We start from the raw sequence: 19,770 nt of genomic DNA, 5'->3' as shown, positions 1-19,770 counted from the left end.
TGACACGGTGACGCGCCGACGCGTCGATCGACCGAGCTCGGACGCCGCGCCGGCCGCGGGCGCGTGCCACGGTCCGTCGACGCTCGTGTCGCATCCCGTCCAGCCCCCTGCGCGTTTCCGCACCGCTGTTAGCCTGAGAGCAATCCCCGAGGAGGACCTGTGACCCAGGCCGAGTTCGTCGTCGTCGCCAATCGTCTGCCCGTCGATCGCACCCCCGACGGCGAGGGATGGCGGCGATCCCCGGGAGGGCTGGTCACCGCCCTCGAGCCCGTCATGCGCAGCGCCGAGGGCGCCTGGGTCGGCTGGGCGGGTCAAGCCGACGTCGAGGTCGAGCCCTTCGAGTTCGACGGCACGTTGCTGGTGCCGGTCACCCTGTCGGTCGCCGACGTGCAGCTGTACTACGAGGGCTTCTCCAACGACACGATCTGGCCGCTCTACCACGACGTGATCTCCCCGCCCACGTACAAGCGCGCCTGGTGGGAGGCCTACGTCCGCGTGAACCAGCGCTTCGCCCGGGCCGCTGCCGACGCCACCGCCGAGAACGGCACCGTGTGGGTGCAGGACTACCAGCTGCAGCTCGTACCCAAGATGGTGCGCGAGCTGCGCCCCGACGTCACGATCGGGTACTTCCACCACATCCCCTTCCCCGCGTACGGCCTGTACTCGCAGCTGCCGTGGCGCAAGCAGGTGCTCGAGGGGCTCCTCGGCGCCGACGTCATCGGCTTCCAGCGCGTGGCCGACGCCGGTAACTTCGCCCGTGCCGTGCGGCGTCAGCTGCGCTACGAGACCAAGGCCAGCGGCATCCTGGTGCCCGACGGCGAGGGCGGCACGCGCGTTGCGCTCGCGAAGGCGTTCCCCATCTCGATCGACGCCGAGTCGTATATCGAGCTCGCGCAGCGCCCCGACATCCAGCAGCGCGCCCGCGAGATCCGCGAGGGTCTCGGCAATCCGCGCAAGATCCTGCTCGGTGTCGACCGCCTCGACTACACCAAGGGCATCCGCCACCGCCTCAAGGCGTGGGGCGAAGTGCTCGAAGACGGACGCGCCACGGTCGAAGACGCCACCCTCGTGCAGGTCGCGAGCCCCAGCCGGGAGCGCGTCGACGCCTACATGCAGTTGCGCGACGAGATCGAGATGACCGTCGGACGCATCAACGGCGATTACGACACCACCACGCACACCGCCATCCGCTACCTGCACCAGTCCTACCCGCGCGAAGAGATGGTGGCGCTGTTCCTCGCCGCCGACGTCATGCTCGTCACGGCGCTGCGCGACGGGATGAACCTCGTGGCCAAGGAGTACGTCGCCAGCCGCATCGACAACCGCGGAGTCCTCGTGCTGAGCGAGTTCGCGGGTGCCGCCGACGAGATGGGCAGTGCGCTGAGGATCAACCCGCACGACATCGACGGGCTCAAGGACGCCGTGATCCGCGCGATCGACATGCCCGCGGCCGAGCAGGGACGACGCATGCGTACTCTGCGCAGGCGCGTGCGCGAGCACGACGTCGAGGCCTGGTCGCGCGGCTTCCTCGAAGCACTCTCGGCCTTCCACGACAAGACCAGCGCGACCGCCGCGGTCGAGGTCGAGGCGGGCACCGAGGGCGAGGACGCCCGATGACCGCGCCCGATGCGGCCATCGAGGCCGTCGCCACCACCGAGACCCTGCTCGTCGCCCTCGACTTCGACGGCACACTGTCGCCTCTCGTCGACGAACCGCTCACGGCCCGCATGACCGCGGGTGCGCGCGCGGTGGTCGACGAGCTCGCCGCGCTTCCCCGCACGACCGTGGCCCTCGTCTCGGGCCGGACCCTCGCCGATCTGCGCGTCATCGCGGAGCACGGCGACGACTCGCCGATCTGGTTGGCGGGTTCGCACGGCGCAGAATTCCGGATGCCGGGGGATCAGACGACGGTCTCGTCCGACGCGGCGGCCGACACCGCCGACGAGATCGCGGCCGACACCGCCGACGAGACCGCGCTGCGCGACCGTCTCACGGCCGAGATCGCGCGCGCCGTCGCCGAGATCCCGGGCGTGCGCATCGAACCGAAGCAGTACGGCCTCGGCGTGCACACCCGCACGGCGGACGCCGGGGGAGCCGAGGCCGCGCGCGCCGCGGCCGATCGACTGGTGCAGGCGCAGGCGCCGACCTGGCGTCGGCGCACGGGCCACGACATCCTCGAGTACTCCTTCCGTCACGAGGGCAAGGACTCCGCGGTGCGGCACCTGCGCGAACGCCTCGGCGCCACCGGCGTGCTGTTCGCCGGAGACGACGTCACCGACGAAGACGCCCTCGCCTCGCTCGAGCCGGGCGACCTCGGGGTGCGCGTGGGCGGGGGAGAAACCGTCGCCGCCCTCACCGTCTCCGACATCGACGGGTTCGTCGAGGTGCTCGAGACGGTGGCGCGGCTGCGCGCCGCGCACACCGGCTGAGAGCGCATCCCGTCGGCGCACATCCGACCGTGACCGGTAATCGAAGGATCGCGCGTCGACGGGCGTGGCAGGGTCGGCACGCGCAATAGACTTCAGCAATGCCCGCACCGCAGAATCCGAACAACGGCGAGTTCGACATCAAGCCCCGCAGTCGCGTCGTCACCGACGGCATCGAAGCCACCACGTCGCGCGGAATGCTCCGCGCGGTCGGCATGGGTGACGAGGACTGGGACAAGCCCCAGATCGGCATCGCGTCGAGCTGGAACGAGATCACGCCCTGCAACCTCAGCCTCGACCGCCTCGCTCAGGGCGCGAAAGAGGGGGTGCACTCCGGCGGCGGATACCCGCTGCAGTTCGGCACCATCTCCGTCTCCGACGGCATCTCGATGGGCCACGAGGGCATGCACTTCTCGCTCGTCTCGCGCGAGGTCATCGCCGACAGCGTCGAGACCGTCATGATGGCCGAGCGCCTCGACGGGTCGGTCCTTCTCGCCGGTTGCGACAAGTCGATCCCGGGAATGCTCATGGCATCCGCCCGTCTCGACCTCTCGAGCGTCTTCCTGTACGCCGGCTCCATCGCCCCCGGCTGGGTCAAGCTCAGCGACGGCACCGAGAAGGACGTCACGATCATCGACTCCTTCGAGGCCGTCGGTGCGTGCCTCGCGGGCAAGATGAGCGAAGCCGACCTCAAGCGCATCGAGTGCGCGATCGCCCCGGGCGAGGGCGCGTGCGGCGGCATGTACACCGCCAACACCATGGCCTCCGTCGCCGAGGCCCTGGGCCTCAGCCTCCCCGGCTCCGCCGCACCGCCGTCGGCCGACCGTCGCCGCGACTACTTCGCCCACCGTTCGGGCGAGGCCGTGGTCAACCTGCTGCGCCAGGGCATCACCACGCGCGACATCCTCACCAAAGAGGCGTTCGAGAACGCCATCGCCCTCGCCATGGCTCTCGGCGGCTCCACCAACGTCGTCCTGCACCTGCTCGCGATCGCCAACGAGGCCGAGGTCGACCTCGACCTGCACGACTTCAATCGCATCGGCGACAAGACGCCGCACGTCGCCGACATGAAGCCGTTCGGCCAGTACGTCATGAACGACGTCGACCGCCACGGCGGCATCCCGGTCATCATGAAGGCCATGCTCGACGAGGGCCTCCTGCACGGCGACGCGCTCACCGTCACGGGCAAGACGCTCGCCGAGAACCTCGCCGACCTCGACCCCGACCCCGTCGACGGCAAGGTCATCCACTCGTTCGACAACCCGATTCACGCCACCGGCGGCATCACGATCCTGCACGGGTCGATGGCGCCCCAGGGTGCGGTCGTGAAGTCGGCCGGCTTCGACGGCAACGTCTTCGAGGGCCCCGCGCGCGTGTTCGAACGCGAGCGCGCCGCCATGGACGCCCTCGAGGCGGGTCAGATCGCCGCCGGCGACGTCGTCGTCATCCGGTACGAGGGCCCCAAGGGCGGCCCCGGTATGCGCGAGATGCTCGCCATCACCGCCGCCATCAAGGGCGCGGGTCTCGGAAAAGATGTACTACTCTTGACGGACGGTCGATTCTCAGGCGGCACAACCGGACTCTGCATCGGCCACATAGCTCCCGAAGCGGTGGACGCAGGTCCTATCGCCTTCGTGCGCGATGGTGATCTGATACGGGTCGATATCGCCGCTCGCACCCTCGACTTGATCGTCGATGAGGCCGAGCTGAGTTCCCGCCGTGAGGGCTGGGAACCGCTCCCCCCGCGCTATACCCGTGGCGTTCTGGCCAAGTACTCCAAGCTCGTGCACTCCGCCGCGGAGGGCGCGGTCACGGGCTGACGGCCGTCCCCTTCTCACCTTCTCTGGTTCTCGAGGTACCACCATGTCCGTCGATTCCACCACGGCCATTCCCCGGCCGCCCGCACGCACCGCACCGGCACCCGTGCTCACGGGTGCGCAGGCGGTTGTCCGATCGCTCGATCTTCTCGGGGTGACCGACGTGTTCGGTCTTCCGGGCGGGGCGATCATGCCCGTCTACGACCCCCTCATGGACGACGAGAACGTCCGCCACATCCTCGTGCGCCACGAGCAGGGCGCCGGCCACGCGGCCGAGGGCTACGCGGCCGCATCGGGTCGCGTCGGCGTGGCGATCGCCACGTCGGGCCCCGGTGCGACCAACCTCGTCACCGCCATCGCCGACGCCTACATGGACTCGGTCCCGCTGGTGTGCATCACCGGTCAGGTGTTCTCGACCCTCATGGGCACCGACGCCTTCCAAGAGGCCGACATCGTCGGCATCACCATGCCCATCACGAAGCACTCGTTCCTGGTCAAGGCGGCCGACGAGATCCCCGGCGCCATCGCCGCGGCCTTCGAGATCGCCTCGACCGGTCGTCCCGGCCCCGTGCTCGTGGACATCACGAAAGACGCGCAGCAGGCCGAGGCGCCCTTCGTCTGGCCGCCCAAGATCGACCTGCCCGGCTACCGCCCGGTGACCAAGGCGCACGGCAAGCAGATCCAGGCCGCGGCGCAGCTGCTGGCCACCGCCAAGAAGCCCGTGCTGTACGTGGGCGGCGGCGCGATCCGTTCGAACGCGTCGGCCGAGCTCAAGGTGCTCGCCGAAGCGACGGGCGCCCCCGTGGTGACGACGCTCATGGCGCGCGGCGCGTTCCCCGACTCGCACGACCAGCACCTCGGCATGCCGGGCATGCACGGCACGGTGCCCGCCGTGCTCGCGCTGCAAGAGAGCGACCTCATCGTCTCGCTCGGCGCGCGCTTCGACGACCGCGTCACGGGCAAGGCGGCGCTGTTCGCCCCCCACGCCCAGGTGGTGCACGTCGACATCGACCCCGCCGAGATCTCGAAGATCCGATTCGCCGACGTGCCGATCGTGGGCGACCTGCGCGAGGTTCTCATCGACCTCGAGGCCGCCTTCCGCGCCGCAGACGCCGAGCAGCCGCACGACTACACCGAGTGGTGGACGTACCTGAACGGACTCCGCGAGGAGTTCCCGCTCGGATACGCCAAGACCACCGACGGTCTGCTGTCGCCGCAGCAGGTGATCCAGCGCATCGGTGAGATGACCGGACCCGAGGGCGTGTACGCCTCGGGCGTCGGACAGCACCAGATGTGGGCCGCGCAGTTCATCAAGTACGAGCGTCCCAACGCGTGGCTCAACTCCGGCGGTGCCGGCACGATGGGCTACGCCGTTCCCGCGGCCATGGGCGCCAAGGTGGCCCAGCCCGAGCGCGCGGTGTGGGCGATCGACGGCGACGGATGCTTCCAGATGACCAACCAGGAGCTCGCGACCTGCGTCATCAACGACATCCCGATCAAGGTCGCGATCATCAACAACTCCTCGCTGGGCATGGTGCGCCAGTGGCAGACGTTGTTCTTCGACGGACGCCACTCCAACACCGACCTCAACACCGGGCACGGCACGCGCCGCATCCCCGACTTCGTGAAGCTGGCCGAGGCGTACGGCTGCCTCGGCATCCGGGTCGAGAGCGAAGACGAGATCGACGCCGCCATCCAGCTCGCGCTCGACACGAACGACCGCCCCGTGGTGATCGACTTCGTCGTGAGTGCCGATGCCATGGTGTGGCCGATGGTGCCGCAGGGCGTCAGCAACAGCTACGTCCAGTACGCCCGCGACCACTCGCCCACGTTCAGCGAGCAGGAGGACTGACATGTCGAGGCACGTGCTGAGCCTCCTGGTGGAGGACAAACCGGGTCTGCTGACCCGCGTCGCCGGGCTCTTCGCCCGTCGCGGCTTCAACATCGAATCCCTCGCCGTGGGCGTGACCGAGGTGCCGGGCCTGTCCCGCATCACGGTCGTCGTCGATGTCGAGGGGCTGCCGCTCGAGCAGGTGACGAAGCAGCTGAACAAGCTGATCAACGTCATCAAGATCGTCGAGCTCGACCCCGCGGCATCCGTGCAGCGCGAGCACGTGCTCGTGAAGGTGCGCGCCGACAACTCGACGCGGGCCAACGTGCTCGAGGTCGTGAACCTCTTCCGCGCCTCGGTCGTCGACTACGCGTCCGACGCCATCGTGATCGAGATCACCGGCGACAAGGGCAAGGTCGAAGCGTTCCTGAAGGCCATCGAGCCCTTCGGCGTGAAGGAGCTCGCGCAGTCGGGTCTGCTCGCGGTCGGTCGCGGCGGCAAGAGCATCACCGAGCGCGTCCTGCGCGGCTGAGCTTTTCACTTCCATTCACCAGCGGCCCCGGAGCGGGCCACGATTCAAGGAGAAACATCCTCATGGCAGAGATCTTCTACGACGACGACGCCGACCTCGCGATCATCCAGGGCAAGAAGGTCGCCATCGTCGGCTACGGCTCGCAGGGCCACGCGCACGCGCAGAACCTCCGCGACTCGGGCGTCGAGGTCACCATCGCCCTCAAGGACGGCTCCAAGTCGGCCGCCAAGGCGCAGGAAGACGGCTTCGAGGTCAAGAACGTCGCCGACGCGGCCGAGTGGGCCGACCTCATCATGATCCTGGCGCCCGACCAGCACCAGCGCTCGATCTTCGCGGACTCCATCAAGGACAAGCTGACCGCGGGCAAGACCCTCGCCTTTGCGCACGGCTTCAACATCCGCTTCGGCTACATCGACGCCCCCGAGGGCGTCGACGTCATCCTCGTCGCCCCCAAGGCCCCCGGCCACACCGTGCGTCGCGAGTACGTCGCGGGTCGCGGCATCCCCGACATCATCGCCGTCGAGAGCGATGCCTCGGGCTCGGCCTGGGACACCGCCCTCTCGTACGCGAAGGCCATCGGCGGCACGCGTGCCGGCGTCATCAAGACCACCTTCACCGAAGAGACCGAGACCGACCTGTTCGGCGAGCAGGCCGTGCTCTGCGGTGGCATGAGCCACCTCGTGCAGGCGGGCTTCGAGACCCTCGTCGAGGCCGGCTACCAGCCGCAGATCGCGTACTTCGAGGTGCTGCACGAGCTCAAGCTCATCGTCGACCTCATGTGGGAGGGCGGCATCGCCAAGCAGCGCTGGTCGATCTCCGACACCGCCGAGTACGGCGACTACGTCTCGGGCCCCCGCGTCATCTCGTCCGACGTGAAGAAGAGCATGCAGGGTGTGCTCGCCGACATCCAGTCGGGCGCGTTCGCCGAGCGCTTCATCGCCGACCAGGACAACGGCGCCCCCGAGTTCCTCGAGCTCCGCGAGAAGGAGCAGGGTCACCCGATCGAGGCCACCGGCAAGGAGCTGCGCGGTCTGTTCGCGTGGAAGCAGCAGGACAGCGACTACGTCGAGGGCTCGGCCGCGCGCTGAGTCTGTCCACTCGAACGCCCCGGAACCTCTCGATTCCGGGGCGTTCGGTGTTTCCCTAGGGGGCGACGGTCATCGGATGCCGCGTGCTCGGCCGTCGCACGAGTTCCCCGTCCGGCGGGGCGCGAGCGGCGGGCGGGGGAGCGACGCTACCGTGGACGCGTGAGTACTCCGCGCGATGACGACGCCCTCTCGTGGGGCGGTGACGACGATCCGACGCTCGACGTCGGAGACAAGCGCGCCGCCGAGCATCCGAGCGGTACCGGGCCCGACCCGCTCGTCCCCGAGCCGCGGCCCGAACCCCTCGTGCCCGAGCCGGTCCACCGTCCCGAGGCGGACGCGCCCGCCGCTGACGCCCCCGTGCACGAGACCGCCGCGGACGCGCCGGTCGAACCGGCTCCCGACGACACCCCGGCTGCGCGGAGCGCGGCGCCCCTCGGCAACGCGGGCCTCGTCGGCATCGGCATGGTGGCCGCGACCTTCCTGCTCTTCGCCGTCGGCTGGTTGCTCGCCGGTCGGCAGCTGCAGGGACTCGGCATCCCGATCCCCGAGGTCACCGTCGTCGCGATGACGATCGGCGCCACTCTCGCCCCGATCGTGTGGTTCGTCGCCGTGCTCGTGCTGACGCGCGGGTGGCGCACCTGGCAGCGGTTCCTGCTGCTGATCCTGGGCATCGTCCTGCTCGTTCCCTGGCCGTTCCTGTCGATGGGATCCCTCGCATGAGTGCGCCCGCCCGCCCGCGTCACCTGCCCACCGGCCTCGTCGTGACCATCGCCGGTCTGTTCGGCCTCTTCTACGCCTACGTCGTGTGGAGCGCTGTTGCGCTGCTGATCCTCCAGGCCACCGGCCCGCTCGGCCTGAACGGCCTCGGGTGGGTCGTGTACATCCTCCCCATCGTGTTCCCCCTGATCGCGTTCGGCGCCGCGTTCGCGATCGGCCAGCGGCGCAAGGCGGGGGAGTTCGCCATCGTCCTTCTCGCGGGTCTGACGCTGTCGGCTGCGTTCTGGCTGGCCATCGTCGGGTACGGGACGACCTCGTACGGGCTCTACGGCGGGTGAGCTGAGCCGCTGACGTCACCGCGCGATTCGCGGCGTCCGCTGTCGGCGCCCGGTTCCCGGCATCCGGAACTCTCCGTCACACGGTCGGGGGCGTCCTCGGCTCCGCGCTAGGCTGGCAGACGGCCCGCACGCTTCGCGCTTCCGGTTCGCGCCGGACAGGCACAGGGGTGCGCGCCGGTCCCCACGCACCGTTTCGAAGGACGCATCCGTGACGAAGCCCGTCGTGCTCATCGCCGAAGAACTCTCTCCCGCCACGATCGACGCGCTCGGCCCCGACTTCGACGTGCGCAACGTCGATGGGACCGACCGCCCCGCGCTGCTCTCGGCTCTCGCCGACGCGCACGCGGTGCTCGTGCGCTCGGCCACCAAGATCGACGCCGAGGCCCTGGCCGCGGCGCCCTCGCTGAAGGTCGTCGCCCGCGCCGGTGTCGGTCTCGACAACGTCGACATCAAGTCGGCCACCGCGGCCGGCGTCATGGTGGTCAACGCGCCGACGTCGAACATCATCTCGGCCGCCGAACTCACCGTCGGCCACGTGCTGAGCCTCGCGCGCCATATTCCGGCGGCGCACGCCTCGCTCGCGCAGGGCCTGTGGAAGCGCAGCTCGTTCACCGGCACCGAGCTGTTCGAGAAGACCATCGGCATCATCGGTCTGGGTCGCATCGGCGCCCTGATCGCCGCCCGCCTGCAGGGCTTCGACATGCGGGTCATCGCCTACGACCCCTACGTCACCGCCACCCGCGCCCAGCAGCTGGGTGTGCAGTTGGTCTCGCTCGACGAACTGCTCGAGCAGAGCGATTTCGTCACCATCCACATGCCGAAGACGCCCGAGACGACCGGCATGATCGGCGCCGAGCAGCTCCGTCGCATGAAGAAGTCCGCCTTCGTCATCAACGTCGCCCGCGGTGGCCTCATCGACGAGAACGCGCTGTACGAGGCCCTCACCACGGGCGAGATCGCCGGTGCCGGTCTCGACGTGTTCTCGACCGAACCCCCCGCCGAAGACGGGCCGGCGCGTCGCCTGCTCGACCTGCCGAACGTCGTCGTCACCCCGCACCTCGGTGCGAGCACCGACGAGGCGCAAGAGAAGGCCGGCGTCTCGGTCGCCCGCTCGGTGAAGCTTGCCCTCGAGGGCGACCTGGTGCCGGATGCCGTGAACGTCGCCGGTGGAGCGATCGATCCGTTCGTGCGCCCCGGTATCGCGCTCGTCGAGATGCTCGGTCAGTTCTTCAGCGGCCTGGCAGACAGCGCCCTGACCAGCCTCGACATCGAGGTACGCGGCGAGCTGGCGCAGTACGACGTGAGCGTGTACCGCCTCGCCGCCCTCAAGGGGATCTTCAGCCAGATCGTCAGCGAGACCGTCTCGTACGTCAACGCCCCGCTCTTCGCCGAGCAGCGCGGTGTCGAGGCTCGACTGGTCGTCGAGGCCGAGAGCCCGCTGTACCGCAACATCACCATCCTGCGGGGAACGCTGTCCGACGGCTCGACGCTGACCGTGGCGGGCACCCTCGCCGGCACGCGCATGGTGCCCAAGGTCGTCTCGATCAACGGCTACGACATCGAGGTGCCGATCGAGCAGCACCACCTCGTCATGCGGTACGCCGACCGTCCCGGCATCGTCGCGATCTACGGCCAGAAGCTGGGCGAAGCGGGCATCAACATCGCCGGGCTCCAGGTGGCGCGGCCCGATGCGACCGGCCGCGCCCTCTCGGTGCTCACCGTCGACTCGCCCGTTCCTGACGACATCCTCAGCGCCATGCGCGAGGCCGTGAACGCCGACCTGTTCCGCCAGATCGAGATCGTCGAGGGCTGAGACCCGCACGGCATCGGGGGAGGGGGTCGCGGTTGCGGCCCCCTTCTTCGTTCCCGGGGTTCGCGCGCCGGGTGGGTACCCCGGTGGCGTGCGGGGCTGGTTCCGCCCGGCGTGCGCGGGGTTCGTTTCACACGGCGCGTGCGCAGGTTCCGCGATGTGCACGAACTCAGGGGCATCCGCCCCGGATCGACGGAGTTCGAGCGAATCGCGGAGGTCGCGCGCGGGCCCCCGAAGGACTCAGGTGGTCGCTGAGACGACGGCCTCGATCAGCTTGTCGAGGTCGGCGCCCTCGAGCGCGGGGCCGGGAACGGCGTTGAGGTCGAGTACGGCGTTGAAGTACAGGCCGTCGCTGACCAGCAGCACCATCTGCAGGGCGGTCTCGTCGCGCGTGTGCGCGCGCAGACTCTCTTCCCACAGCTCACGCACGCGGCGGAGAGAGGCGGATGCCGTGTCGTTGCCGTTCTGCGCCAGTCTCGACACCGCGAGGATCGTGACGTCCAGTGCCGAGCCGGTGTTCTGCGAGGAGCGCAGATGCGCGGCGACGACGCCCTCGGTGGAGTTCTCGATCTCGGCGACGTCTTCGCGGGCGAGGTGCTCGAGGCGCTCGACCAGGGCGGCCTCGAGGGCGCTCTTGGAGTTGAAGTGGTAGAGCAGGCCGCCTTTCGACACCCCCGCGGCGCGGGCCGTCGCATCCATGGTCGCCGCGCGTTCACCGTCATCGACCAGGATGCGGGTGAACGCATCGAGGACGGCGTCGCGGGCGAGTGGGGGGCGGCTCATGGCTCCTCGATCGTACTGGCGGATGGGGCTGACACTCTGTTACTATACCGGCTGGACGGTTTAGAAACGGAATCCGAAAATGCTCACCTCGTCGTTGCCCACCCATGAGATCACCGTGACCCGCGCGGGGTGGCGGGGATGGTTCGCGCTGGCGGTGCTCATGCTGCCCGTGCTGCTCGTCTCGGTCGACAACACGGTGCTGAGCTTCGCGCTGCCCGAGATCTCGCTGGCGCTGCAGCCGTCGAGCATCGAGCAGCTGTGGATCATCGACGTCTACCCGCTCGTGCTGGCCGGGCTGCTCGTCACCATGGGCACCCTCGGCGATCGCTTCGGTCGCCGCCGCATGCTCCTCATCGGGGCCATCGGCTTCGCCGCCGTGTCCGCGCTGTCGGCGTTCGCGCCCACCGCGGCCCTGCTGATCACCGGTCGCGCCCTCATGGGCGTCTTCGGTGCCATGCTCATGCCGTCGACGTTGTCGCTGCTGCGCACCATCTTCCGCGACCGCGATCAGCGCCGCATCGCCATCGCCGTCTGGGCCTCCGGCTTCTCGGCCGGTGCCGCTCTGGGCCCCATCGTCGGCGGCTTCCTGCTCGAGCACTTCTCGTGGGGCTCGGTGTTCCTGATGGCCGTACCCGTGCTGGTGCCGCTGCTGATCCTCGCCCCCTTCTTCGTCCCCGAGAGCCGCGACCCCGCCCCGGGTCGTTTCGACCCCCTCAGCGTGCTGCTCTCCCTCGCCACCATGGTGCCGATCGTCTACGGCATCAAGAAGCTGGCCGTCGAGGGACCGATCTCGCTCGCACCCGTGCTCTTCGTCGTGGGCGTCGCCTTCGGCTGGCTCTTCGTCCGTCGACAGCGTCGCCTTCTCTCGCCCATGCTCGACATGACCCTGTTCCGCCAGGGCACCTTCTCGGGCGCCATCCTGGTCAACCTGCTCAGCGTGGTCGGCCTGGTGGGCTTCCTCTACTTCGTGGCTCAGCACCTTCAGCTGGTGGTCGGGCTGTCGCCGATGGTCGCGGGCTTCGCCCTGCTCCCCGGACTCGTGTTGATGATCATCTCGGGTCTGGCCGTCGTGGCCGTGGCGAAGCGTTTCTCGCCCCGCGTCGTCGTCCCCGTCGCACTGTCGTTCTCGGTGGTGGCGTACGTGATGGTCGCGATCTCCACGGCCGACCTCGCCCTGCTGATCATCGCCTTCGCGCTGCTGGGCATCGGGATCGGCGCCGCCGAGACGGTGTCGAACGAGCTCATCCTCTCCAGCGCACCGTCCGCCAAGGCCGGGGCCGCCAGCGCGGTCTCCGAGACCGCGTACGAGGTGGGTGCCGTGCTCGGCACGGCGGTACTCGGTGGCATCCTCGCCGCCTTCTATCGAGCGCAGCTCGTGCTGCCGGCGGGTCTGCCCGAAGAAGCAGCGCAGGCTGCGCGCGAGACCCTGGCCGGAGCCGTGGCGGTGTCGAACACCCTCTCCGACCCCTCTCTCGCCGAGTCGCTGCGTCTCGCGGCGGCGCACGCCTTCGACTCGGGCGTCGTGATCACCGCGCTCATCGGTGCGGGGCTGATCGTCGTCGCCGCCGTGATCGCTGCCACTACCCTGGGAGGATCCCGCAGCACGTCGAAGAAGTGACGTGCCCCGAGCTCTGAGGAGAGCGATGTCGCGTGTCGTGAAGCTGGCCGTCATTCCCGGTGATGGCATCGGTCCCGAGGTGGTAGCCGAGGCCGTCAAGGTCCTCGACGCCGTCACCGCCGCATCCGACGTCACGTTCGAGAAGACCCCGCTCTCGCTCGGCGCGGGTCGCTACCTCGAGACCGGCGACACGCTCACCGACGACGACCTCGCCGCCATCGCCGCACACGACGCGATCCTGCTCGGCGCGGTCGGGGGAGTGCCCGGCGACCCGCGCCTGAAGAACGCGAACATCGAACGCGGGCTGCTGCTGAAGCTGCGTTTCGCGCTCGACCACTACGTCAACCTGCGTCCGTCGAAGCTGTACCCCGGAGCCTCCGGCCCGCTCGCCGACCCGGGCGAGATCGATTTCGTCGTCGTGCGCGAGGGCACCGAGGGGCCCTACGTGGGCAACGGCGGCTCCATCCGACAGGGCACCCCGCACGAGATCGCGAACGAGACCTCGGTCAACACGGCCTTCGGAATCGAGCGCGTCGTCCGCTACGCCTTCGCCCTCGCCGAACGTCGCCGCCAGACGCTCACCCTCGTGCACAAGACCAACGTGCTCGTGCACGCGGGCGGCATGTGGAAGCGCATCGTCGACGCGGTGGCATCCGAGTTCCCGGGGGTCGCCGTAGACTACCTGCACGTCGACGCGGCAACCATCTTCCTCGTCACGAACCCGGGCCGCTTCGACGTGATCGTCACCGACAACCTCTTCGGAGACATCCTGACCGACCTGGCCGGCGCCGTCACCGGTGGCATCGGCCTCGCCGCATCGGGCAACATCAACCCCGACGGCGCGTTCCCCTCGATGTTCGAGCCCGTCCACGGATCGGCGCCCGACATCGCGGGCACCCAGAAGGCCGATCCCACGGCCGCGATCCTCTCCGTCGCCCTGCTGCTCGACCACCTCGGGCTCACCGACGAATCCGCCCGCATCACCCGCGCGGTCGAGAGCGACATCGCGAGCCGCGCCGGCGCCCGCACTACCGCCCAGATCGGCGACGCCATCGCCGCCGGCGTCCAGGCGTAACCTGGACGGATCGGCCCGCATCGCCTCCGCGCAATCGACAGATTTTGGATCACTGATGACGACCATCGACACCGACCCCGACACCGGACTCGACCCGCTCGAGTTCTCGGTCACCCGTAACCTCGCGGCCAAGAACGCGGCCGATCGCGACGCGATCCTGGCCGCTCCCGGCTTCGGGCAGAGCTTCACCGACCACATGGTCGACATCTGCTGGTCGGTCCGCGGCGGCTGGCACCGCCCGCGCGTCTCGCCGTACGGCCCGATCTCGCTCGACCCGGCCGCGGCCGTCCTGCACTACGGCCAAGAGATCTTCGAGGGCATCAAGGCCTACCGCCACGCCGACGGATCGGTGCACACGTTCCGTCCCGACCAGAACGGTCGCCGTCTGCAGCGCTCCGCGCGGCGCCTGGCGCTGCCCGAGCTGCCCGTGCCCTACTTCCTGCAGTCGCTGCGCGAGCTCATCGCCGTCGACGGCGCCTGGGTGCCCTCCGGCGAAGACCAGAGCCTGTACCTGCGCCCGTTCATGTTCGCGAAAGAGGCGTTCCTGGGCGTGCGGCCCGCGCACAAGGTCGCCTACTACCTCATCGCGAGCCCGGCCGGCGCCTACTTCAAGGGCGGCGTGAAGCCGGTCTCGATCTGGCTCAGTGAGGATTACTCCCGCGCCGGTAAGGGCGGCACGGGAGCGGCGAAGACCGGCGGCAACTACGCCGCGAGCCTGCTGCCGCAGTCCGAGGCCTACGAGAACGAGTGCGACCAGGTCGTCTTCCTCGACCAGGACCGCAACGTCGAAGAACTCGGCGGCATGAACGTGGTGTTCGTCTACAAAGACGGCACGATCGTCACCCCGCAGTCCGACTCGATCCTCGAGGGCATCACGCGCGACTCGCTGCTGCAGCTGGCCCGCGACCGCGGTCACCACGTCGTGGGGCGCAACGTCTCGCTCGACGAATGGCGCCAGGGTGTGGCATCCGGAGACATCGTCGAGGTGTTCGCCTGCGGCACCGCCGCCGTCGTCACCCCGATCGGTCTGCTCAAGGGTCGCGACTTCATCGACGAGCAGCCCACGGGCACCCTGGCTCTCGAGCTGCGCCAGGAGCTCACCGACATCCAGTACGGTCGCGCCGAAGACAAGCACGGCTGGCTCTACCGCCTCGACGCCTGAATCGTGGCGACGGACGGAGGGACTCCCGGGCGACCGGGGGTCCCTCCGTTTTTCATCGAGGGCGGCCTCACCCGCGCCCGATGACCACGGTCCTTCCCGAGACACTCTGCGCCGCGGCGTGTGTCGCGAGGATCGGCGTTCATCGCGGGGAGCGGTCTGCGCGGGCCTGGCCCGTCGTCGCACAGGTGCAGGGCGGGCCAGCGACAGGGCGTGCGTGTCGGGCCGGAGACAGGGCGTGCGCCTGGGGCCGTGCGGCTGGGGCCGGGCAGCTCGTCGGGCCGGCGCCCGGACGGCCGAGATGGGCGTGTCGGAGCCCGCCGATAGGCTGGAGCGGTGAAGATCGCTCGATTCAGCTACCAGGAGTCCATCCGCTACGGCATCGTCGACGACGGTGAGCTCGTGGTGCTCGCCGGCGACCCGATGTTCGCCGGGTTCGAGACGACGGGGGAGCGCGTTCCGCTGGGCGAGGTCGCCCTGCTCGCGCCGGTCATCCCGCGCTCGAAGGTCGTCTGCATCGGCAAGAACTACCACGATCACGCGGCCGAGATGGGCGGCGAAGCCCCCGCTGAGCCCCTGATGTTCCTCAAGCCGAACACCTCGGTCATCGGGACGGGCGACGTGATCGTGCGCCCCACGAGCCTGACCTCGCACACCGACTACGAGGGCGAACTCGCCGTCGTCATCGGCCGCATCGCCAAGAACGTCCCCGCCGAGCGGGCGAGCGAGTACATCTTCGGTTACACCGTCGCCAACGACGTCACGGCGCGCGACCTGCAGCGTTCCGACGGGCAGTGGTCGCGGGCGAAGGGCTTCGACACGTTCTGCCCCGTCGGCCCCGTCATCGAGACCGACCTCGATCTCGACGCCGCCGCGATCACCACGCGCGTCAACGGCGAGGTGCGTCAGCAGGGGCCGGTCTCCGACATGATCCACGGCATCGGTGCACTCGTCGCGTACGCGTCGGCGGTGTTCACCCTGCTCCCGGGAGACCTGATCCTCACCGGCACCCCGGCGGGCGTCGGTCCCTTCGACGCCGGCGACACGATCGAGATCGAGGTCAGCGGCATCGGGGTGCTGCGCAACACCGCGCGCGATGCCTGACCTCGCCGCGCCGGCGGGTATCGACCTCGCCGCCGCTCAGCGCCGCACCGTGCGGGTGCTGGCGGCGGGACAGGTGCTCACCGGCGTGGCATTCGGCGCGACGCTGTCGCTCGGCGCTCTTCTGGCCGCCGACCTCTCGGGGCAGGAGGCGCTGTCGGGCTTCGCCACGGCGGCGGTCACGCTCGGTGCGGCGTTGACGGCGATCCCGCTCGCGCGCCTGGCGGGGCGCCGCGGTCGGCGGGTCGCCCTCACCACGGGGAACGTCGCGGCCCTGATCGGAATCGTCGTCGTCATCGCCGCGGCGGGTCTTCGGCTCTTCCCCCTGCTGCTCGTGGGGATCGCGCTCATCGGTGCCGGCAACGCCGCGACCCTGCAGTCGCGCTTCGCCGCCACCGACCTCTCGAGCACCGCCCGCCGCGGCCGCGATCTGGCGACGGTGGTGTGGGCGACCACCGTCGGCGGGGTCGTGGGGCCCCTGCTCCTCGCGCCGGGGGAGCTGATCGGGGCGAGCGTCGGCATGCCGCGCCTGACCGGCGCCTACCTCTTCTCGTTCGCCGCCCAGGTCTGCGCGTTCGCGCTGTACGTGCTGGTCCTGCGTCCCGACCCACTGCTGCTCGCTCAACGTCTCGACCGCGAGAAGACGGCATCCGCCTCCGCGCCCGCTCCGCAGGCCGATCACCCCGGCCTCGCCCGCTTCGCCATGCTGGCCGTCGCCGCCTCGCACGTGACGATGGCGTCGGTGATGGCGATGACGCCGGTGCATCTGTCGCACATCGTGGCTCCGGATGCCGTGACCCTCGCCGTCGGTGTCACGATCGCCGCGCACGTGTTCGGCATGTACGGGCTGTCGCCGGTGTTCGGCGCCCTCGCCGATCGGTTCGGCCGCATCCGCGTCATCGTGCTCGGGCAGGTGCTGCTGGCGGCTTCGCTCGCCGTCGCCGCCACGCTGCCGGATTCGCAGGCGGGGGTGTTGGTCGCGCTCGTGCTGCTGGGGCTGGGCTGGAGCGCGGCAACAGTGTCGGGCGCGGCGCTGCTCACCGAGGCAACCCCGCTCGCGCTCCGTCCGCGCCGACAGGGCCGCAGTGACACCCTCATGACCGCGTGCGCGGCGGTGGGATCGGTGCTCGCCGGCCTGATCCTCGGGGCGGTGGGCTACGACGGCCTGGCGCTCTGGGCTCTGGTCCCGGTGTCGACGGTCTGCCTGAGCGCGATCCTGCTGCGCCGGACCCGCACCCCCGCGTGAGCCGCGAGAATCTGTCGCTTCGGAGACCCCCGAAGCGACGATCTCTGGCGACTCCCGCGCGACGCGCGGGAGCGCCGGGGCGCCGGGGCGCGGTCAGATCGCGTAGACCAGGCCGTCGAACGGGGACAGGTCGGAGGCATTGCGCACGCCGAGGGCGTGCAGGGCGCGGTCGACGTCGAGCTCGTCGTTGAACACGTGGAACGCCACCCGCGCGCGGCCTGCGCGTCCCGACGCCGTGATGCCGTGGGCGGTGAGCTGGGCGAGGGCTTCGCCCGTGGCATCCGGCCACGTCACGATCGCCGAGGGGCGGGCGGGGTGAGCCAGGCCGAGACCGTCGCGGAAGCGCGCCGCGAGCCCGGTGGCGTGGGCGTAGATGGCGGTGATGTCGGCGTCGGCGAAGAGAGCGAGAGCGGGAGCTGCACCGACGAACGCCTGCCAGGCGGGTGACACGTCGAAGCGTCGGGCGTCGGATGCCAGCGTGCCGCCGGTGCCATAGCACGACGACCACGGGTCGTCGCCCGAGTACCAGCCGGCCTGCACCGGACGGATCTCGCGCGCGAACTCGGGATCGATCGTGAGGAACGCCACTCCGCGGGGGCAGCACAGCCATTTGTAGGTGTGGCACACCGTCGCGTCGAACATCGTCGCGTCGATCGGAAGCCACCCCGCGGCCTGAGTGAGGTCGCAGAGGGTGCGGGCGCCCGCTCGCGCCGCGGCGGCGGCGATGCCGGCGGCATCCGCCACCTCGCCGGTCGCCGACTGCACCAGCGAGAACGCCACGAGCCACGTGTCGGGCGAGACCGCATCGGCGAGTTCGTGCAGGGGAGCGGTGCGCAGGCGGATGCCGCGTCCCGCGTGGACGAAGGGCGCCACGAGCGACGAGAAGTCGCCCTCGGCGCAGAGCACCTCGGCACCGTCGGGCACCGACGCGGCGATGAGCGAGACCAGCACCGAGGTCTGCGAGCCGATGGCCACGTCGCCGACGGGCGCGCACACCAAGCGGGCGAACGACGATCGGGCCTGCTCGACGGCCAGCGACGCCGCGACGACGTCAGGACGACCGGACGCCGCGGACTCGAGGTCGGCGCGGACGGCGGCGACCGTCGCTCGCGGCGGGAGGCCGAGGGTGCAGGCGGCGAGGTAGTCGCGGCCACCGGCGAAGTGCGAGGTGAGGCTGCTCATGTATTACAGGTTCCCGCCGAACGGGTCATTGCACCAGGGCAGGTGTTGCATGAGAAGCATCAAGAATGCTTATGTATGGGGATGAGCGAGACAGACGACGTCCTCGATGCGAACGCCCTCCGCGTCGTCAAGGCGATCGCCGACACGGGGTCCATCACCGCCGCCGCCCGCGCGCTCGGTTACAGCCAGCCCGCCGTGAGCCAGCAGCTGCGTCGGCTCGAGCGGCGCGCCGGGTTGCCGATCGTCGAGCGGGTCGGACGCGGCATCCGGCTCACCGAGGCCGGGCTGGTGCTCGCTCGGCACGCAGCGACCGTCACCACCGCGCTCGACGCGGCCGCCGGCGACCTCGCCGAGCTGCGGGGGCTCCGCGCGGGGCGTGTGCGCATCGCGGCGTTCCCCTCTGCCTCGTCGACGGTCGTGCCGCGCGTGATCGCCGCGGTCACCGCCCGGCGTCCGGGAGTCTCGATCAGCTTCATCGAGGCCGAGCCGCCCGAAGCGATCTCCGCCGTGCGCGAGAACCGTGCCGACATCGCCCTGACCTACAGTTACCCGGGTGATCGGCGCGAACACCTGGAGTCCGCGGCATCCGGACTCTCGGCGCGGGTGATCGGCGACGACGACACCGTCGTGGTCGTGCCCATCGGGCACCCCGCCGCCGCCCACGACCCGATCGATCTGTCGCGGCTCGCGGGGGAGCGCTGGATCGCGGGCTGCCCGCAGTGCCGCGGACACCTGCTCGAGGCCTGCGGGCGGGCCGGATTCACGCCGGACATCGCGTTCGAGACCGACAACTTCATCGCGGTCGAAGCCCTCGTCGCCCAGGGGGTCGGCATGGCGATCCTGCCGCGCATGGCCGTGGTGTCGCTGCCCCTGCTCGCCGGAATCGCCGCTCCCCGTCTGCCGGCCGCCGAGGCGCGCACCCTGCACGTGGTCACCGCGCGGGGAGCGGAGCACGTTCCCGCCGTGGGGGCGGCTCTCGAGGTGGTGACCGACGTGCTCGCCGATCACCTCCGTCTCTCGGGAAGCGGCACCGCCCGCCGGTAGGAT

Annotated in this window: 17 protein-coding genes; 15 read left to right on the top strand and 2 right to left on the bottom strand. The window is 70.1% G+C overall.

Annotation, left to right across the window (positions count from 1 at the left end; translation table 11 throughout):
• Positions 1 to 159 precede the first annotated feature (159 nt).
• The 9 genes from IFU19_RS06555 to serA all read left to right on the top strand — a co-directional run bounded on the left by IFU19_RS06555 (position 160) and on the right by serA (position 10,562).
• Positions 160 to 1,617 carry an alpha,alpha-trehalose-phosphate synthase (UDP-forming) gene (locus IFU19_RS06555; RefSeq protein ID WP_070409746.1) on the top strand — a complete coding sequence of 486 codons (1,458 nt, stop codon included), beginning with the start codon at positions 160 to 162 and terminating at the stop codon, positions 1,615 to 1,617.
• A complete protein-coding gene (gene otsB / locus IFU19_RS06550) occupies positions 1,614 to 2,429 on the top strand; it encodes a trehalose-phosphatase (RefSeq protein WP_192013238.1) in 816 nt (271 codons plus the stop codon). The genes IFU19_RS06555 and otsB overlap by 4 nt, the downstream gene beginning before the upstream one ends.
• 98 nt (positions 2,430 to 2,527) lie before the next feature.
• Complete coding sequence (gene ilvD / locus IFU19_RS06545) at positions 2,528 to 4,246, top strand: dihydroxy-acid dehydratase (RefSeq protein ID WP_055836440.1); 1,719 nt, start codon at positions 2,528 to 2,530, stop codon at positions 4,244 to 4,246.
• A 43-nt stretch (positions 4,247 to 4,289) separates the two neighbouring features.
• The gene (locus IFU19_RS06540) at positions 4,290 to 6,095 is read left to right on the top strand and encodes an acetolactate synthase large subunit (protein ID WP_055836442.1); all 1,806 of its coding nucleotides are present in this window, start codon (positions 4,290 to 4,292) and stop codon (positions 6,093 to 6,095) included.
• 1 nt (position 6,096) lies between these two features.
• The gene (gene ilvN, locus IFU19_RS06535; protein WP_055836445.1) at positions 6,097 to 6,606 is read left to right on the top strand and encodes an acetolactate synthase small subunit; all 510 of its coding nucleotides are present in this window, start codon (positions 6,097 to 6,099) and stop codon (positions 6,604 to 6,606) included.
• A gap of 62 nt (positions 6,607 to 6,668) precedes the next feature.
• Positions 6,669 to 7,694 carry a ketol-acid reductoisomerase gene (ilvC, locus tag IFU19_RS06530; RefSeq protein ID WP_055836447.1) on the top strand — a complete coding sequence of 342 codons (1,026 nt, stop codon included), beginning with the start codon at positions 6,669 to 6,671 and terminating at the stop codon, positions 7,692 to 7,694.
• Positions 7,695 to 7,853: 159 nt separating this feature from the next.
• Positions 7,854 to 8,414 carry a DNA polymerase III subunit gamma/tau gene (locus IFU19_RS06525; RefSeq protein ID WP_192013237.1) on the top strand — a complete coding sequence of 187 codons (561 nt, stop codon included), beginning with the start codon at positions 7,854 to 7,856 and terminating at the stop codon, positions 8,412 to 8,414.
• Positions 8,411 to 8,749 carry a hypothetical protein gene (locus IFU19_RS06520; protein ID WP_055836453.1) on the top strand — a complete coding sequence of 113 codons (339 nt, stop codon included), beginning with the start codon at positions 8,411 to 8,413 and terminating at the stop codon, positions 8,747 to 8,749. Before IFU19_RS06525 ends, IFU19_RS06520 begins: the two co-directional genes overlap by 4 nt.
• Before the next feature lie 208 nt (positions 8,750 to 8,957).
• Positions 8,958 to 10,562 carry a phosphoglycerate dehydrogenase gene (gene serA / locus IFU19_RS06515; RefSeq protein WP_070409750.1) on the top strand — a complete coding sequence of 535 codons (1,605 nt, stop codon included), beginning with the start codon at positions 8,958 to 8,960 and terminating at the stop codon, positions 10,560 to 10,562.
• 237 nt (positions 10,563 to 10,799) lie between these two features.
• Here serA and IFU19_RS06510 read toward each other — a convergent pair whose 3' ends face one another.
• The gene (locus IFU19_RS06510; protein WP_055836461.1) at positions 10,800 to 11,342 is read right to left on the bottom strand and encodes a TetR/AcrR family transcriptional regulator; all 543 of its coding nucleotides are present in this window, start codon (positions 11,340 to 11,342) and stop codon (positions 10,800 to 10,802) included.
• A gap of 79 nt (positions 11,343 to 11,421) precedes the next feature.
• Between IFU19_RS06510 and IFU19_RS06505 the strand changes: the two genes are divergently transcribed.
• From IFU19_RS06505 to IFU19_RS06485, 5 genes are all read left to right on the top strand, one after another.
• Positions 11,422 to 12,960, top strand: coding sequence for an MFS transporter (locus tag IFU19_RS06505; RefSeq protein ID WP_192013236.1), 1,539 nt, complete (start codon positions 11,422 to 11,424; stop codon positions 12,958 to 12,960).
• 25 nt (positions 12,961 to 12,985) lie between these two features.
• The gene (locus IFU19_RS06500) at positions 12,986 to 14,035 is read left to right on the top strand and encodes a 3-isopropylmalate dehydrogenase (RefSeq protein ID WP_192013235.1); all 1,050 of its coding nucleotides are present in this window, start codon (positions 12,986 to 12,988) and stop codon (positions 14,033 to 14,035) included.
• Positions 14,036 to 14,090: 55 nt separating this feature from the next.
• The gene (locus IFU19_RS06495) at positions 14,091 to 15,197 is read left to right on the top strand and encodes a branched-chain amino acid aminotransferase (RefSeq protein WP_055836469.1); all 1,107 of its coding nucleotides are present in this window, start codon (positions 14,091 to 14,093) and stop codon (positions 15,195 to 15,197) included.
• Between the two features lie 333 nt (positions 15,198 to 15,530).
• Positions 15,531 to 16,298, top strand: a complete 768-nt coding sequence (locus IFU19_RS06490) for a fumarylacetoacetate hydrolase family protein (RefSeq protein ID WP_055836472.1) — start codon at positions 15,531 to 15,533, stop codon at positions 16,296 to 16,298.
• Positions 16,291 to 17,541: an MFS transporter gene (locus IFU19_RS06485; RefSeq protein WP_192013234.1), complete on the top strand. Its 1,251-nt coding sequence runs from the start codon at positions 16,291 to 16,293 to the stop codon at positions 17,539 to 17,541. The genes IFU19_RS06490 and IFU19_RS06485 overlap by 8 nt, the downstream gene beginning before the upstream one ends.
• Positions 17,542 to 17,634: 93 nt before the next feature.
• Here IFU19_RS06485 and IFU19_RS06480 read toward each other — a convergent pair whose 3' ends face one another.
• Positions 17,635 to 18,723, bottom strand: a complete 1,089-nt coding sequence (locus IFU19_RS06480; RefSeq protein ID WP_055939769.1) for an aminotransferase class V-fold PLP-dependent enzyme — start codon at positions 18,721 to 18,723, stop codon at positions 17,635 to 17,637.
• Between the two features lie 81 nt (positions 18,724 to 18,804).
• On the opposite strand from IFU19_RS06480, the gene IFU19_RS06475 reads away from it, so the two are divergent.
• The gene (locus IFU19_RS06475) at positions 18,805 to 19,767 is read left to right on the top strand and encodes a LysR family transcriptional regulator (RefSeq protein WP_191914929.1); all 963 of its coding nucleotides are present in this window, start codon (positions 18,805 to 18,807) and stop codon (positions 19,765 to 19,767) included.
• The last annotated feature ends 3 nt before the right edge of the window (positions 19,768 to 19,770 follow it).

The organism is Microbacterium sp. CFBP 8794, from assembly GCF_014841235.1.
Lineage (GTDB): Bacteria > Actinomycetota > Actinomycetes > Actinomycetales > Microbacteriaceae > Microbacterium.
Note: the sequence above shows the minus strand (reverse complement) of the source record. Positions and strands in the feature narration are given on the sequence as shown.

Coding starts and splice junctions, on each gene's coding strand:
- IFU19_RS06540 (WP_055836442.1), top strand. CDS start 4,290: ATGTCCGTCGATTCCACCACGGCCATTCCCCGGCCGCCCGCACGCACC.
- ilvN (WP_055836445.1), top strand. CDS start 6,097: ATGTCGAGGCACGTGCTGAGCCTCCTGGTGGAGGACAAACCGGGTCTG.
- IFU19_RS06480 (WP_055939769.1), bottom strand. CDS start 18,723: ATGAGCAGCCTCACCTCGCACTTCGCCGGTGGCCGCGACTACCTCGCC.
- IFU19_RS06495 (WP_055836469.1), top strand. CDS start 14,091: ATGACGACCATCGACACCGACCCCGACACCGGACTCGACCCGCTCGAG.
- IFU19_RS06485 (WP_192013234.1), top strand. CDS start 16,291: ATGCCTGACCTCGCCGCGCCGGCGGGTATCGACCTCGCCGCCGCTCAG.
- ilvD (WP_055836440.1), top strand. CDS start 2,528: ATGCCCGCACCGCAGAATCCGAACAACGGCGAGTTCGACATCAAGCCC.
- IFU19_RS06475 (WP_191914929.1), top strand. CDS start 18,805: ATGAGCGAGACAGACGACGTCCTCGATGCGAACGCCCTCCGCGTCGTC.
- otsB (WP_192013238.1), top strand. CDS start 1,614: ATGACCGCGCCCGATGCGGCCATCGAGGCCGTCGCCACCACCGAGACC.
- IFU19_RS06500 (WP_192013235.1), top strand. CDS start 12,986: ATGTCGCGTGTCGTGAAGCTGGCCGTCATTCCCGGTGATGGCATCGGT.
- ilvC (WP_055836447.1), top strand. CDS start 6,669: ATGGCAGAGATCTTCTACGACGACGACGCCGACCTCGCGATCATCCAG.
- IFU19_RS06510 (WP_055836461.1), bottom strand. CDS start 11,342: ATGAGCCGCCCCCCACTCGCCCGCGACGCCGTCCTCGATGCGTTCACC.
- IFU19_RS06505 (WP_192013236.1), top strand. CDS start 11,422: ATGCTCACCTCGTCGTTGCCCACCCATGAGATCACCGTGACCCGCGCG.
- IFU19_RS06520 (WP_055836453.1), top strand. CDS start 8,411: ATGAGTGCGCCCGCCCGCCCGCGTCACCTGCCCACCGGCCTCGTCGTG.